Genomic DNA, 15,249 nt, shown 5'->3' on the forward strand with positions numbered 1-15,249 from the left:
GTAAAAAAATCTATGTGACTATGTGGTAAAAAAAAATCCTCTGTCTTTCGACAAAGGATTTTTGAATACTATTAAGAATCGAATTATTTCTTTTTCTTTGTAGCTTTTTCTGCTTTTGCAGCTTCTTGAGCGGCTTTCATCGCAGCACGAGAGATACGTACTTGAGCTACTACCGTGTTGTCTGGGTGCAACAATTTGAAGTTGTCTGTAGGCAACGAAGTTACATACAATTTGTTACCCATTTCCAAATCTGTAATGTCTGCTTCTACGAAATCTGGCAAGTTTGCAGGCAATGCACGAACTTTCAACTTACGTTGGTTCAAACGCAATACACCTCCAGCCATTACACCTTTAGAGTTACCAACTACTTTTACTGGTACTTCCATAGTAATTTCTTTGTCAGCATGCAATTGATAGAAATCGATGTGTAAGATTTTATCAGTTACAGGGTGAAACTGGATGTCTTGCAATACAGCATCAACTGTTTTTCCACCTAAATCAATAGCAACTGTATGTACGTTTGGAGTGTACACCAAGTTTTTAAATGCTTTTTCTTCAGCTGTGAAATGTACTGGTTGCTCTCCTCCGTAAATTACGCAAGGTACCAATCCAGCATTACGTGCGGCTTTCGAAGACGATTTACCTACGCTTTCTCTTTCTTGTCCTTTGATTGAAATTGATTTCATTTGTTAAATATAAAAAATTAATAAAATTACATAATAAATTTCCCGCTGATAGATGCGTTGTTTTGCACCATTTTCATTACGTCTGCAAACAACTCCGCACATGACAATACTCTGATTTTGTCATTTTGTTCTTTCAACGGAATCGAATCTGTTACGATCAACTCTGTCAATGCCGATTCTTTGATTTTGTCATGAGCTCCGCCAGACAATACTGCGTGTGTACAAATGGCTCTAACACTCAACGCTCCTTTGTCAAGCATCACTTGAGCCGCTTTTGCCAAAGTACCTCCTGTATCCACCATATCATCTACCAAGATTACATGTCTTCCTTCTACCTCACCAATCAACTCCATGGTTTCGATCACATTGGCTTTTTTGCGTTGTTTGTAACATACTACTACTTCGCATCCCAAGTGTTTTGCATAGGCATGAGCTCTTTTGCTCCTCCCATATCTGGAGAGGCTATCGTCAAATTGTCTAAACCTAATGATTGGATATAAGGCAAGAAAATTGTCGATGCAAACAAGTGGTCAACTGGCTTTTCGAAAAAACCTTGAATCTGATCTGCATGCAAATCCATTGTCATAATACGAGTAGCACCCGCTGTTTCCAACATTTTTGCAATCAATTTTGCACCAATTGGCACTCTTGGCTTGTCCTTTCTATCTTGTCTCGCCCATCCAAAATAAGGGATTACTGCGGTAATGTGTCTTGCAGACGCTCTTTTTGCTGCGTCAATCATCAACAACAATTCCATCAAATTGTCCGTTGATGGAAAGGTCGAACATACCAAAAACACACGCAATCCACGGATAGACTCCTCAAAAGAAGGCTGAAATTCTCCATCACTATAATGTGACAAAATTACATTCCCTAAAGGAATACCATAAGAATTTGCAATTTTTTCTGCTAAATCTTTACTTTGCGAACATGCAAAAATTTTTGCTTCTTGCTCTAAATGTGCCATTTGAATACTGAATCTTTTTAGTGAGGGCAAAGATACAACTTATTTTTTTATCTAATAGTAAAGTTGTTCTATTTTTTTTTCAATGAAACTCCCCACCACAAGCCTACACCACCAACCTCACCACGGTTCCTTTGTCTGATGATGTGATTTCTATATGATTTTCCAACGACTGCCTACTCAACTGATAGCGTTTGTGAGCAATACTCGTCCCTTTCGATTCGTAGGTTTTTGACTTGTGAGACTGAAATTCTACCTCATTATCGGAAAGTTCTAATAAAATTCGTTAGTCCTTTTCGCTGTACTTTCAATAAAATTTTTGGCGAGGCTACCGACGGCGGAAAAGCGTGAATCAACGAGTTTTCTACAAAGGATTGCAACAACATCGGCACGACCTGTATTTGAGTTATATCCAAACCTTCGGCTATTTCACATTCAAAAGTTACAGTGGGTTGCTTTCGCAAATTTTCTATTTCGATATATTGTATCAAATAGCTGATTTCGTCGTACAAACTCACTTCTTTTTCATCAGAAAAATCCAATGTTGTGCGTATCAATGTCGAAAATTTATCCAAATAGCTCGTTGCCAATTTTGTTTCTTTCATCAATATATAATACTGAATCGACCCAATGATATTGAAAAAAAATGTGAATTGACCTGACATTTCAATGCCTGTAATTGCACTTCAGACAACTGCTCTTCTACTATCAATTGTTGTTGGATTTCCTCTTATTTTTTCTTGATTTTTGCCGTACGAACTGGGCTGTAATACCACATTCCTACTATGGTCAAAAACGCCATTCCTTCCAAAAATGGGATCCTGAGATAAAAGGGGTGGTCGCAGACCGGGGGGTGTAAAAAGATAGATTTTTATGATTTTTGCTATTGATTTGATTTTCGCTGATGTTTTTTTGATTTATCAAAAAAACAAAAATCTGCGGTTATCTGCTTTAAACCGTAGGTTTAATCGTTTTTAAAAACCATTTTCTTATATCTTTTTAGAAGAAAATCTGTGATTATGAGCGTTACTTTCAGGCACCCTCTCAGTAAGGGGAATGCGTGTAAAAAAAAGTTATGATGATTTCTGTGTCAATAAAGATAAAACTTGATGATATTTTCTAAATTATTTTTTACAAAAATGCTCTTCTATTACAAACTAAAACAAATCGGAATGGCTTTTTAATCAAACATCGCATCTACATCTGAATATTCCTTAAGCGACTTTGTTTTGTACTCTTCTCTTCCTTTATCAATAGCCTTTTGTTTATTTTCGTTTGGCTCTTTGTAATTTGAAACTTTTAAAAGAGTGGTTATAACATAATTGCTCAAACTACGATTTTCTTTATTAGCTGTAACTTTCAAATGCTCATACAAAGCTGGTGATATTCACAAAGTCATTGTTTTTACTTCTGTTGCTCTCATAATGATATTATTTTGACACCAAAGTTACATCATTCTGACTTCATTTTTATTAATTTACTTTTAAAAAAAGTCTGAGATGAATAGTGGTTTTTTTACAATAAGGTTTCGATGAACCCTAAAGGGTTTCCTTAATAAAGAAGGAGAATAAAAAAACCACCCTTTCGGGTGGTTTCCTTTATATCTGTGGGAGGATTAATGAGCTCCTCCGTCTTTTTCTCCTTCTTTCAAAGGTACATTTTGTGGTACGAAATCTTCCTCATACCCTGGCTTTGAATAATCATAAGGCCAACGGTGTACTTCTGGAATCTCTCCAGGCCAGTTTCCGTGGATGTGCGCTACTGGTGTTGTCCACTCCAACGTAGTTGCTCTCCAAGGGTTTTGTGTTGCTTTCTTACCATAGAAAATGCTATAGAAGAAGTTCCACAAGAATACCAACTGGAATGCCGCTCCAATCAATGCAAACATTGTAATCAAAACATTCACATCTACCATGTCATCAAACATTGGGAATGCTGAGTTGGTATAGTAACGGCGTGGCAATCCTGCCAATCCGATGAAGTGCATTGGGAAAAATACTCCATACGCACATACTGCTGTTACCCAGAAGTGGATGTATCCCAAGTTTTTGTTCATCATACGACCGTACATTTTAGGGAACCAGTGGTAAATACCTGCAAACATTCCGTACAATGCAGAAATACCCATTACCAAGTGGAAGTGCGCTACTACGAAATAAGTATCGTGCACATTAATATCCAATGTAGAATCTCCCAAAATGATACCTGTCAAACCTCCTGTGATGAATGTCGATACGAAACCGATCGAGAACAACATCGCAGGGTTCATTTGCAAGTTTCCTTTCCAAATCGTAGTGATATAGTTAAATGCTTTTACTGCCGATGGAATTGCAATCAACAATGTGGTAAAGGTAAATACCGACCCCAAGAATGGGTTCATACCTGATACGAACATGTGATGACCCCATACGATAGTTGATAAGAACGCAATGGCTAAGATTGATGTAATCATCGCACGGTAACCGAAGATTGGCTTACGAGCATTTGCAGACAAAACTTCTGATGTGATACCCATGGCTGGTAAGATTACGATATATACCTCAGGGTGTCCTAAGAACCAGAACAAGTGCTCAAACAATACTGGCGACCCCCCTTGGTAGTGCAACACCTCTCCAGCCAAGTAGATATCAGACAAGAAGAATGATGTTCCGAATGATCTATCAAAAATCAACAACAAAGCTGCTGACAACAATACTGGGAATGATACTACCCCGATAATTGCTGTTACAAACAACGCCCATACTGTCAAAGGCATTCTCGTCATAGTCATACCTTTTGTACGCATATTCAATACAGTAACGATATAGTTCAAAGACCCCATCAAAGATTGAGCGATGAATATAGCCATTGAAATCAACCATAAAGTCATACCTGTACCCGAACCTGGAATGGCTTGTTCTACCGCAGAAAGTGGAGGATAAATCGTCCAACCTGCAGATGCTGGTCCTGATTCTACAAACAATGAAGCTAACATAATTACTGAAGCCAAGAAGAACAACCAGAATGAAAGCATGTTCATAAAAGCTGATGCCATATCTCTAGCTCCAATTTGCAATGGAATCAATAAGTTTGAGAAAGTACCCGATAATCCTGCTGTCAATACAAAGAATACCATGATAGTACCGTGAATGGTAACTAACGCCAAGTAAATATCATTTCTCATTACTCCACCTGGTGCGAAATTTTCGCCCAATAACCAAGAGAATACTTTGAAAGACTCTTCTGGCCAAGCGATTTGCATACGGAAAAGCAATGACATTACGATACCAATGATTCCCATCACAATACCTGTAATCAAGAATTGCTTAGCAATCATTTTGTGATCCATACTAAAGATGTACTTTGTGATAAAAGTCTCTTTATGATGGTGATCATGTGCATGATCGTGTGTTAATTCGTGTCCTACTGCTGACATACTAATTTATTTTAATATTAGTGAGTTATTACTGATTAGTTGATTACATTCGCTGCAGACACAGTTTCATCTACGATTACTTCTGTTTCTTCTACGATTGTTTTTTCTACTTTTGCAGCTATTCTTTCAGCCTCTGCTTGTGCAGCAGCCAATTTATCTGCTTCTGCTTGTGCAGCTGCTTTTTCTTCTGCTACTTGTTTTCCAAGAACTGGTAATTGATTGTACCATTTTTTGAATTCGTCTTGTTCTACAACCACCACTTTTGCTTGCATGTTGTAGTGCGAACGACCACAAATTTTGTTACACAACAAGATATAATCAAATACATAAGGTTCTAAGCCTTCTTGTCCTTGCTCAACCAATTCAGCACTTCTTTTCTGACGTGCTTTGTTTACTTCGTTTACTTTTTTTACTACAGCGTCTCTTTGTCTCATTTCGTTTGTAGTAATTGTAGGCACCATAACAAATTGTGTTACCATACCTGGCACACAGTTCATCTGTGCTCTAAAGTGAGGGAAGTAAGCAGAGTGCAATACGTCCTGAGAACGGATTTTGAACACTACTTTTTTACCTACTGGCAAATACAATTCTTTCGCCATTCTATCGTCTTGGCTGTTTGGATCTGACATATCTACACCCACAGCGTTTACGCCGTCGATAAAACGCACGTTGGCTTTACCTAAAGTGTTGTCATCACCTGCATAGCGGAAATCCCAACCAAATTGTTTTGCGTACACTTCAACATAGATAACTTCTTCCTCTTCGTCGTAGTGCATAATTTTGTTCCATGCAAACAATCCGTAAAGAATCAATAACGACAAGACAATTACAGGAATGATAGTCCAGATAAACTCCAAACGATCGTTGTCTGCAAAGAATATCGCTTTTTTATCTTTATGTCCTCTGTTTTTGAAAGCGAAATAGTGCAACAAAAACTGAGTAAGGAATTGTACAAAGAAAATAATACCCATCGAAATCCACATCAGATTGTCATAATCTGCACCGTGTTCTGAAGCTGCATCGCTCATCAATGGCATATATCCCCATTTTACAACACTGTAAATAGTGAAAATATAGATAAATGCTAAAAATCCAAACATCAAATATCCGTTGATGTTGTTGTCTTTATCTGTAGCAATTTCTGACGTCCAATCTTTCTTTCCTCCAGTAGATTGCGTAATATCAAAAATCTTAGTCAATTGCCAAATTGCAATTCCTAATAAAGCTACGATTACTAAAATTAATAAACTCGACATAGGTTTATCGTTTAAATATTAATAATGAAAATGTTTACTTTCTTCAATCATTGGATGATTTTTCACCAACAATGGAGCTTTTGCCAATGCTGAGAACGATACAAAGATAAACAATCCTCCGAAGAATAATACTGATCCAAGCTCAGCTACTCCGATAAACCAGTTAGCTCCTACTGTTCCTGGCATAATCATTACGAAGAAATCGATGTAATGTCCTACGATGATACAAACTCCTGCCATGATTACAATCCAAGAAAGGCGTTTGAAATCTGTGTTGATCAACAACAACAATGGCAGGGCAAAGTTTAAAGCTAACATTCCGAAGAACAATAAATTGTATTCTTCAATACGGAAGATGTAGTAAGTTACCTCTTCTGGAATGTTTGAATACCACTGCAACATGAATTGTGAGAACCAAAGATATGTCCAGAAGATTGATAAACCGAACATAAATTTAGCCAAATCGTGAATGTGAGAAGTATTTACAAACTCTAAATATCCGTTGTTTTTCAAATACAAAGTAGTCAAAGCAATGATAGTAATACCTGTTACGAAGAACGAAGCAAATACATACCATCCAAACAATGTTGAATACCAGTGTGTATCGATTGACATAATCCAATCCCATGACATGATCGACTCAGTAACGATAAAGAACACCAAGTATCCCGCTGCCAATTTGAAGTTTTTCTTGTAGAAAGTTACATCTCCAGACTCATCTAAAGCGATAGAGTTTTTACGAGATAAATATCTAAACAAGTTCCACCCTCCTAAGAATGCTACTGCACGGATCAAGAAGAAAGGTACATTTAAGAATCCTTGTTTTCCTTGGATGATTGGGTCGTTTGCTACTACATCAGCATCCATCCAAATGAATAAGTGGTTGATGTGCATAGAACTTGCCAATAACAACAAGAAAAACAAAATAGATCCTGGCAACATATAAGTTGACAATGCTTCCATTACTCTAAACAATACTGGAGACCATCCCACAGATGCTGCGTATTGAATTTGATTGAAGGTAAAAACCCCAACAGAAATCAACATAAAGAAAATGGCTCCTACATAAACTGCAGCCCAAGGTTTGTTTTGCAATTGGTGCAACACATGCTCCAAGTGTTTGTGATGAGCCTCTTGTTCTGCTTTAAATTGAGCTGGGTCTGCATGAGCAGCATCCATTGCATGATGAGCGTGATCATCATGTCCGTGGTGTTGGTCAGCTAAGATTTGCTCTACCTGTTCTACTGTTTTAGGAGTAGTAATAAAACCGTAAGCGATTCCCAAAAGTCCTAAAACCATTAGTACAATAGAAAAGGTTTTTAATTTGTTTGAAAATGTGTACATATCTAAACTTTCAAAAAATTTATATTTATAATTCTGATTTTAGCTTTAAAACATAAGCTGTAACCAACCATCTTTCGTGTTGAGACAATTGATTTTTGTGAGAACCCATTGAGTTTAATCCGTAAGTGATTACATGATAAATACCTCCTTCTGTCAATTCTCTTTCAGCATAGTTTGGAACCCCTAAGAATTTTTCTTTTTTCACCAAAGTTCCTTTTCCATCTCCAGAGTCTCCGTGGCACAATGCACAATAAATTGTATATAATTCTTTTGCTTTGGCTACATCTGCATCTGAAAGATTCTTCAAGTCGAAAGGAGCTTTTAAATTGGCTTTAGCTGCTGCCAAACCTTCTGTTGAATCTTCGTACTCATAAGGGTCAAATCCTCTTGGAACTGATCCTTTAGCTGGCAATTGTCCTTCTTTTCCGTTGTTGAAAGCATCAGACTCTGAATAAGTCTCATAAGCTACCGACTCGTACATATTTGGAAACAATTGATAATTTGGTTTTTCCTTATTAAAACAAGAAGTAGCCAATGTTGAAACTCCAGCAAGTGCTATAAATTTAAAAATATTCTTCATTTTCTACTTATTAATGTTTTTCGGTTACTTTTACTTCTACAGCACCAGTGTTTTTGAAAAACTCCAATGCTTCTTCTTCGTTTCCATACAATGCTACTTCCATCAAAAAATGATCGTCTGTAGTTCTTACATCTGGATTTTCAGCTTTTTTGAATGGCCATAACTTACTTCTCAAGAAGAAAGTGATACACATCAAGTGAGCTGCAAAAAATACAGTAAGCTCAAACATAATAGGCACAAATGATGGCATATTTTGAATATAGCTAAAACTTGGTTTACCTCCAATGTCTTGTGGCCAATCTTGAATCATGATATTGTTCATCATAAATGTAGCGAATGACAATCCACACAACCCATAAATAAAGGCACAAATCGCTAAACGAGTTGGTTTCAATCCCATTGCTTTGTCTAAACCGTGTACTGGAAAGGGTGTGTACACTTCTTCGATGTGATGATGAGCAGCTCTTGTTGCTTTTACTGCATCCATTAATACATCATCATCATTGTATAACGCATGTATAACTTTTGTACTCATAATATATTAGTGATTATGTGAATCTTCTCCGTTTTCTCTCGCTCTTTTGAAATTATCTCCAGACGATTTCAATATAGTTTTTACCTCTGCTTGTGCAATTACTGGGAAACTTCTTGAGTATAACAAGAACAATACAAAGAAGAATCCAATAGTACCAATATAGATACCCGCATCTACAAAAGTTGGTTGGAACATTGTCCAAGACGATGGCAAGTAATCACGGTGCAATGATGTAACAATGATTACGAAACGCTCAAACCACATTCCCACATTTACTACCAATGAAATTACAAACGATGCCATAATTGATGTACGAACTTTCTTGAACCACATAACTTGTGGAGAAATTACATTACAAGTCATCATCAACCAGTATGACCACCAGTAAGGTCCTGTTGCTCTGTTCAAGAACGCATACTGCTCATACTCTACTCCTGAATACCATGCTACCCACAACTCAGTAATATAGGCAATACCTACTACCGATCCAGTAATCATAACGATGATATTCATCAATTCGATGTGTTGGATAGTAATATAGTCTTCCAAATTTACCACTTTTCTCATGATGATCAACAAGGTGTTTACCATGGCAAATCCTGAGAAAATCGCTCCCGCAACGAAGTACGGAGGTAAGATGGTTGTATGCCAACCTGGGATAACCGATGTAGCAAAGTCAAATGATACAATCGTGTGTACAGAAAGTACCAATGGAGTAGCCAATCCAGCCAATACCAATGAAACTTCTTCAAATCGTTGCCAATCTTTTGCTCTACCAGACCATCCGAATGATAAAATTGAATATACTCTTTTTGCAAATGGCGAAATAGCTCTATCTCTCAACATAGCGAAATCGGGTAATAAACCTGTCCACCAGAATACCAATGACACAGATAAATAAGTAGAAATCGCAAATACATCCCAAAGTAATGGTGAGTTAAAGTTTACCCACAACGAACCAAATTGGTTTGGCATAGGTAATACCCAAAACGCCATCCATGGACGCCCCATATGGATGATTGGGAACAAACCAGCCTGAACTACTGAGAAGATAGTCATAGCCTCTGCCGAACGGTTGATTGCCATTCTCCATTTTTGACGGAACAACAACAATACAGCCGAAATAAGTGTACCCGCGTGACCGATACCTACCCACCATACAAAATTGGTAATATCCCAAGACCATCCGATGGTTTTATTCAATCCCCAAGTACCAATACCTGTTGTAATAGTATATACCATACATCCTGCTCCCCAAAGGAAAGCTACCAATGCAATGGTAAAAACAGTCCACCATTGTTTATTAGCACGTCCTTCTACAGGTCTTGCAACATCTACAGTTACATCGTGATAACTTTTATCACCAAGAACTAAAGGTTTTCTAATGGGTGCTTCGTAATGTGACGACATAATCCTTTATATGTTTCTAATTAATATTAATTTCTTAAGAGTTTCTAACTTTTACTTGATAGATTACATTTGGTTGTGTACCAATGTGCTCTAATAAATGATATGCTCTTTCGTCTTCTTTCAATGCTACGATTGGATCTTCTTTCTCGTTTACATCTCCGAATACCATCGAACCACTCGAACAAGCTGCCGAACATGCACAAGCATCGTTAAATTCTCCTTTTGATACTTTTCTTCCTTCGCGTTTTGCTCTTAAAATTACCTCTTGTGTAGATTGGATACAGAACGAACATTTTTCCATAACCCCTCTTGAACGAACATTTACATCTGGATTCAACACCATTCTTCCTAAATCATCATTCATGTGGTAATCAAATGCCGAATTTTGAGAATATAAGAACCAGTTGAAACGACGGACTTTGTAAGGACAGTTGTTTGCACAGTAACGAGTACCCACACAACGGTTGTATGCCATATGGTTTTGTCCCTGACGCCCATGAGATGTAGCTGCTACCGGACATACCGTTTCACATGGTGCGTGGTTACAGTGCTGACACATTACAGGTTGGAATGCAACTTGTGGATTGTCTGCTGGATGCTCCAAGTTTTGGAACATATCGATGTTTTCCATCAATCCTTTTGCAGCGTTTTTCGTAGTTACATCTTCTGCAAACGTATCTTCTGACGAATAGTATCTATCGATACGCAACCAGTGCATATCTCTTGATCTTCTCACCTCTGATTTACCTACTACTGGCACATTGTTTTCAGCATGACAAGCAATTACACACGCTCCACATCCTGTACAAGAATTCAAGTCGATAGATAAATTAAAGTGATGCCCTACTGATCTATCAAATGATTCCCAAATATCTACTGTAGAAGCCTCTACCATTTGGTGGTCAATAGATACATGTGGTTTTGGATTCCACACTTTCGCATCTTGTGTATTGAAGATTTCTAATGTTGTATCTTTTACGATGTCTCCTCTACCCATCAAAGTATTGTGCAACTGTACACAAGCAAACTCGTGTTCACCACCTACAACTTCGATAGATACAGGTTGTACTCCTACTCCATCTTTGTACAATGAGTAAGCATTTACACCCACTTGCATTTCTTCTTTCAACGCAGATTTTCTACCGTATCCGAAAGAAATACCAAAAGTACCTTTAGCCTGTCCTGGTTGAATCAAAGCAGGAACATTTTCCAATACTTTATCTCCAACTTTTACATTTACCAAAGATCCGTTCAAACCACCGTTTGCAACATTCCAGTTTTTGATACCCAATTCTTCAGCATCTACACGAGAAACTGTGATGTAGTTGTCCCAAGACACACGAGTGATTGGATCTGGAAACTCTTGCAACCAAGGGTTGTTTGCTTGTTGCCCATCTCCCATACCTACTTTAGTATAGAATACCAACTCACTACCAGCAACTTTTGCAGTAGCCAATGATACAGCAGCAGATGAGAAATCAGGTGTACCTACTACAGAATTTTCAGCAACGAAAGTTCCGAAACCATTGTGAACCAATTTATTCCAAGAACCACCTACCAAAGATACTCCTGTAGCTTTGATATAATCATAGTATGATTCTGTTTTCCCTAACCATGCCAATACTCCTTCTTCAAATTGTTGAGTAGTAAACAATGGACGGATTGTAGGCTGAGTTACAGAGTAATGTCCTTTTTTGATTTGCACATCACCCCAAGCCTCTAAATAATGAGGAGCCGCCGCAGCAATTGTAGTCAATGAAGCTGTTTCGTCTTCTCTCAAAGTATAAGAAACCGAAGTTTTTACTTTTTTCAATCCCTCTGCAAAAGCAGCACCTTCATATAATGAATATACTGGATTTACTCCAGACATAATCAATACAGATACAGCACCGGCATTCATGTCTTTTACCAATTGTGTTACAGCTTTTCTGTCTCCACCTCTTACATATTTAGGTTTTGCAGGGTCGAAAGCATTTGAGTTCAATGCTCTGTTGATAGCAAACACCAACAATTGAGCATTTACATCATCGATACCAGAAACTAAAACTCCGGCACTTCCCGCAGATTTCAACTGTTGAGCAGCTTTTACGATTTCAGCATCCGCCTTTGTATTAGCTACAGCAACCGAAGCACCTGTGATGATGTTGTATATTTTTACCAAAGCCAATTTTTGTTCAGCTACAGTAAGAGGAATTCTCTTATCAGCATTTGCTCCAGACAAAGACATATTTGCCTCGATCTGAATGTGCTTTGACATTTTTCCGTTTTTAGGTACACGACCTTTAGCATATCCGCTGTCGTATCCACCACCTTGCCAGTCAGACAAGAAGTCTGCACCCACAGAAACGATAACATCCGCTTTTTGGAAATCATAATCCGCCAAAGCTCTTTCACCGTAAACTTGTTGGTAAGCATCCAATGCAGCATCAGAAGAAACTGCATCATAGATGATGTGTTTAACATTAGTATATACAGAAGACAATTCTCCAATCAACTTTTTAGTAGAGGGAGAAGCCGTAGTATTTGTCAATACCACGATTTGTCCAGTAGCTGCTTTCAAATCAGCAGCGATTTTATTATTTACTTCATCCCAAGACGCAGATTTCCCTTCAATCTTAGGTTGTTTTAGACGCAAACTATCATACAAAGACAATACAGATGCATGTACTCGAGCATTAGCCCCTGTAATAGTACCTTCCATATTGTTGTTTTCTACTTTAATAGGACGCCCTTCACGAGTTTTAATCAAGATATTAGTAAAGTCAAAACCATCTGCAATTGTAGTTGCATAATAGTCAGCCACCCCAGGAACAATTTCCTCTGGTTGTACTACATAAGGAATCGACTTAACTACAGGCCCTTCACAGGCAGCCAAAGTAGCAGCTGCAGTTGAAAAACCAACATATTTCAAAAAGTCTCTACGAGTTGTAGAAGACGAAGACATGGTTTTGTCGTCTCCAAGAAAATCTTCTGTAGGAATTTCTTCAACAAACTCATTGTTTCTTAGCCTCTCAACAATAGAACTGTTCTCGTTAAGCTCCTCAACACTTTTCCAGTATTTTTTGTTTGATGCCATTGTATATAAATATTAGCTTCTTAAATTATTATTAATAGTGACATTTACCACACTCTAATCCTCCTAATTGAGCAGCAGTCAATTTTTCAACTCCGTACTTTTTAGAAAGCTCTTCGTGAATTTTAGCGTAGTATTCGTTGTCGATTTTCACTTCAGTTTCACGGTGACATTCCACACACCATCCCATAGTAAGTGGTGAATGTTGTCTCATGATTTCCATAGTTTCCACTGATCCGTGACATGTTTGACAATCCAATCCTGCAACGTTTACGTGTTGAGAATGGTTGAAGTAAACAAAGTCAGGCAAGTTGTGAATACGCACCCATTTTACTGGTTTTTCTTCTCCAGTATAAGACTGAGTTGCTGGATCCCATCCGACTGCTTGATACAATTTTTGGATTTCTGCTGTATAGAACTCTTTTGAGTAATCTACATATAATGAGTCAGGGTGTCCTGTAAACTCACTGATGTTTTTATGACAGTTCATACAAACATTCAATGAAGGGATACCAGAAGTTTTTGACTCTCTTGCAGCAGAGTGACAGTACTTACAGTCGATTCCGTTTTCACCTGCGTGAATTTTGTGTGAGAAGTGGATAGGTTGGATTGGCTCATATCCTTGGTCGATACCGATTTGCATCATATAGCCAAATGCCATGTACGCTCCCATTAATAAGAACAACAATACAGATGAAATAACCAAGAATTGATTTTGTACGAATGCTTTCCACAATGGAAGAGATTTTTCTTGAGTAACTGTCAAGTTGTTTTTCTCTACCACTTTGTTCAAGATTGTTCTTACAAAGAACAACATTGCTACAAGCATTACCAATACGATAGCCAAAGCTCCTAACACAAGAACTTCTGACATACCACCTCCAGCATTGGCATTGTTTTGTCCAGCTACTGCAGCCGGTGCTTTTGCCTCTGCTTTTGGCTCTGAAGTGTAGGCGATGATATTGTCAATATCCTCTGCCGACAAGTTTGGAAACGCATTCATCGGTACTTTGTTCCACTCGTTGAAAACTTTTACCGCCTCAGCATCACCAGATTTGATCAAATCCGCACTGTTTTTGATCCATTTATGTAGCCAGTCTGTCGAGCGACGATCTGCTACACCACGCAATGCAGGTCCTGTTGAATTTGCATCCAACTTGTGACAAGCCGCACATTGCGAATTAAACAACTCCTTCCCTTTCGCAACATCTTGTGCAAAGGAAGCCGTAGTGAATGTTAGCAAAAATGCTAAACTCAAGAATACGATCCTTGAAAACCAGTTATGGTTACCCATTTTTTTCATAGTTAAAAAATCAATTATCAACTAATTTTGGCATACTCTTTATAGTACTATTAACATAGCGTTATAAATTTTAGCCGATTTATAAACTTCCGACAAAAATACAACATCTAAAGTTATCAATAAAACATTAAAATCGTTTGTTTTTTAATTTATAGATGTTCTAAATAGAATTACATCCCTATTTTAAAAAAAATATTACTATTTTTGATTAATATTTAATGTTTTACATATATTTAAAAATTTTTATGAAAGATTATTTAAAACTCGTACCCTTTGTATTTTTAACATTTTCGACGTTAACTTTTGCTCAAGAAACCTCAATTTCAAAACCTAATCAATTAGACCTATTGATCAGCAAAAAGTTTAAAACCAACAATTCGTTTTCGATTTACCCAAATTTTTCTATTCAAATTGCTAGTTCTGAAAAAGATGAAGCTGAAAAAAATTATAAAAACTTCTCTAAAGTCTATCCCAACGAAGAAGCGACGATTATCTACAATCAACCGCATTATAAGGTAGTAGTGGGTAATTTTCGTAACAAAATCGAGGCGGTGAGTTTTTTATACACTCTTAAAAAGGAGTATCCCAATGCTTTTGTAGTAAAGTTGAAGAAGTGATTGAAATAAAAAACTTTGCCAAAGTTTAAATCAACGATAAAACTTTAGCGAAGTTTTTTATAACTA

At 37.4% G+C, this 15,249-nt stretch carries 12 protein-coding genes and 1 pseudogene; 1 reads left to right on the forward strand and 12 read right to left on the reverse strand.

Going from position 1 to position 15,249, the window contains the following annotated elements:
- Positions 1-83 precede the first annotated feature (83 nt).
- The 12 genes and pseudogenes from AB4865_RS00280 to AB4865_RS00335 all read right to left on the reverse strand — a co-directional run bounded on the left by AB4865_RS00280 (position 84) and on the right by AB4865_RS00335 (position 14,566).
- On the reverse strand, positions 84-686 hold the full coding sequence (locus AB4865_RS00280) for a 50S ribosomal protein L25/general stress protein Ctc (protein WP_372473740.1): 603 nt from the start codon (positions 684-686) through the stop codon (positions 84-86).
- 26 nt (positions 687-712) lie between these two features.
- A pseudogene (locus AB4865_RS00285) lies at positions 713-1,653 on the reverse strand (ribose-phosphate pyrophosphokinase).
- Between the two features lie 257 nt (positions 1,654-1,910).
- Positions 1,911-2,315 carry a histidine kinase gene (locus tag AB4865_RS00290; RefSeq protein WP_372473741.1) on the reverse strand — a complete coding sequence of 135 codons (405 nt, stop codon included), beginning with the start codon at positions 2,313-2,315 and terminating at the stop codon, positions 1,911-1,913.
- 515 nt (positions 2,316-2,830) lie between these two features.
- Complete coding sequence (locus tag AB4865_RS00295; protein ID WP_372473742.1) at positions 2,831-2,980, reverse strand: hypothetical protein; 150 nt, start codon at positions 2,978-2,980, stop codon at positions 2,831-2,833.
- 285 nt (positions 2,981-3,265) lie between these two features.
- Complete coding sequence (locus tag AB4865_RS00300; protein WP_372473743.1) at positions 3,266-5,065, reverse strand: cbb3-type cytochrome c oxidase subunit I; 1,800 nt, start codon at positions 5,063-5,065, stop codon at positions 3,266-3,268.
- Between the two features lie 35 nt (positions 5,066-5,100).
- Positions 5,101-6,321 (reverse strand): cytochrome c oxidase subunit II, encoded by a 1,221-nt coding sequence (locus tag AB4865_RS00305; protein ID WP_372473744.1) that lies wholly within the window; start codon positions 6,319-6,321, stop codon positions 5,101-5,103.
- Positions 6,322-6,339: 18 nt separating this feature from the next.
- Positions 6,340-7,665 (reverse strand): quinol:cytochrome C oxidoreductase, encoded by a 1,326-nt coding sequence (locus tag AB4865_RS00310; protein WP_372473745.1) that lies wholly within the window; start codon positions 7,663-7,665, stop codon positions 6,340-6,342.
- A 25-nt stretch (positions 7,666-7,690) separates the two neighbouring features.
- On the reverse strand, positions 7,691-8,245 hold the full coding sequence (locus AB4865_RS00315; protein ID WP_372473746.1) for a cytochrome c: 555 nt from the start codon (positions 8,243-8,245) through the stop codon (positions 7,691-7,693).
- A 10-nt stretch (positions 8,246-8,255) separates the two neighbouring features.
- Positions 8,256-8,780 (reverse strand): DUF3341 domain-containing protein, encoded by a 525-nt coding sequence (locus AB4865_RS00320; protein WP_372473747.1) that lies wholly within the window; start codon positions 8,778-8,780, stop codon positions 8,256-8,258.
- Between the two features lie 6 nt (positions 8,781-8,786).
- Complete coding sequence (nrfD, locus tag AB4865_RS00325) at positions 8,787-10,190, reverse strand: NrfD/PsrC family molybdoenzyme membrane anchor subunit (protein WP_372473748.1); 1,404 nt, start codon at positions 10,188-10,190, stop codon at positions 8,787-8,789.
- 34 nt (positions 10,191-10,224) lie between these two features.
- The gene (locus tag AB4865_RS00330; protein ID WP_372473749.1) at positions 10,225-13,266 is read right to left on the reverse strand and encodes a TAT-variant-translocated molybdopterin oxidoreductase; all 3,042 of its coding nucleotides are present in this window, start codon (positions 13,264-13,266) and stop codon (positions 10,225-10,227) included.
- A 31-nt stretch (positions 13,267-13,297) separates the two neighbouring features.
- On the reverse strand, positions 13,298-14,566 hold the full coding sequence (locus AB4865_RS00335; RefSeq protein WP_372473750.1) for a c-type cytochrome: 1,269 nt from the start codon (positions 14,564-14,566) through the stop codon (positions 13,298-13,300).
- Positions 14,567-14,811: 245 nt separating this feature from the next.
- On the opposite strand from AB4865_RS00335, the gene AB4865_RS00340 reads away from it, so the two are divergent.
- The gene (locus tag AB4865_RS00340) at positions 14,812-15,183 is read left to right on the forward strand and encodes an SPOR domain-containing protein (RefSeq protein WP_372473751.1); all 372 of its coding nucleotides are present in this window, start codon (positions 14,812-14,814) and stop codon (positions 15,181-15,183) included.
- Positions 15,184-15,249 lie beyond the last annotated feature (66 nt).

Origin of the sequence: Capnocytophaga sp. ARDL2 (assembly GCF_041530365.1) — a bacterium.
Classification (GTDB): Bacteria; Bacteroidota; Bacteroidia; order Flavobacteriales; family Flavobacteriaceae; genus Flavobacterium.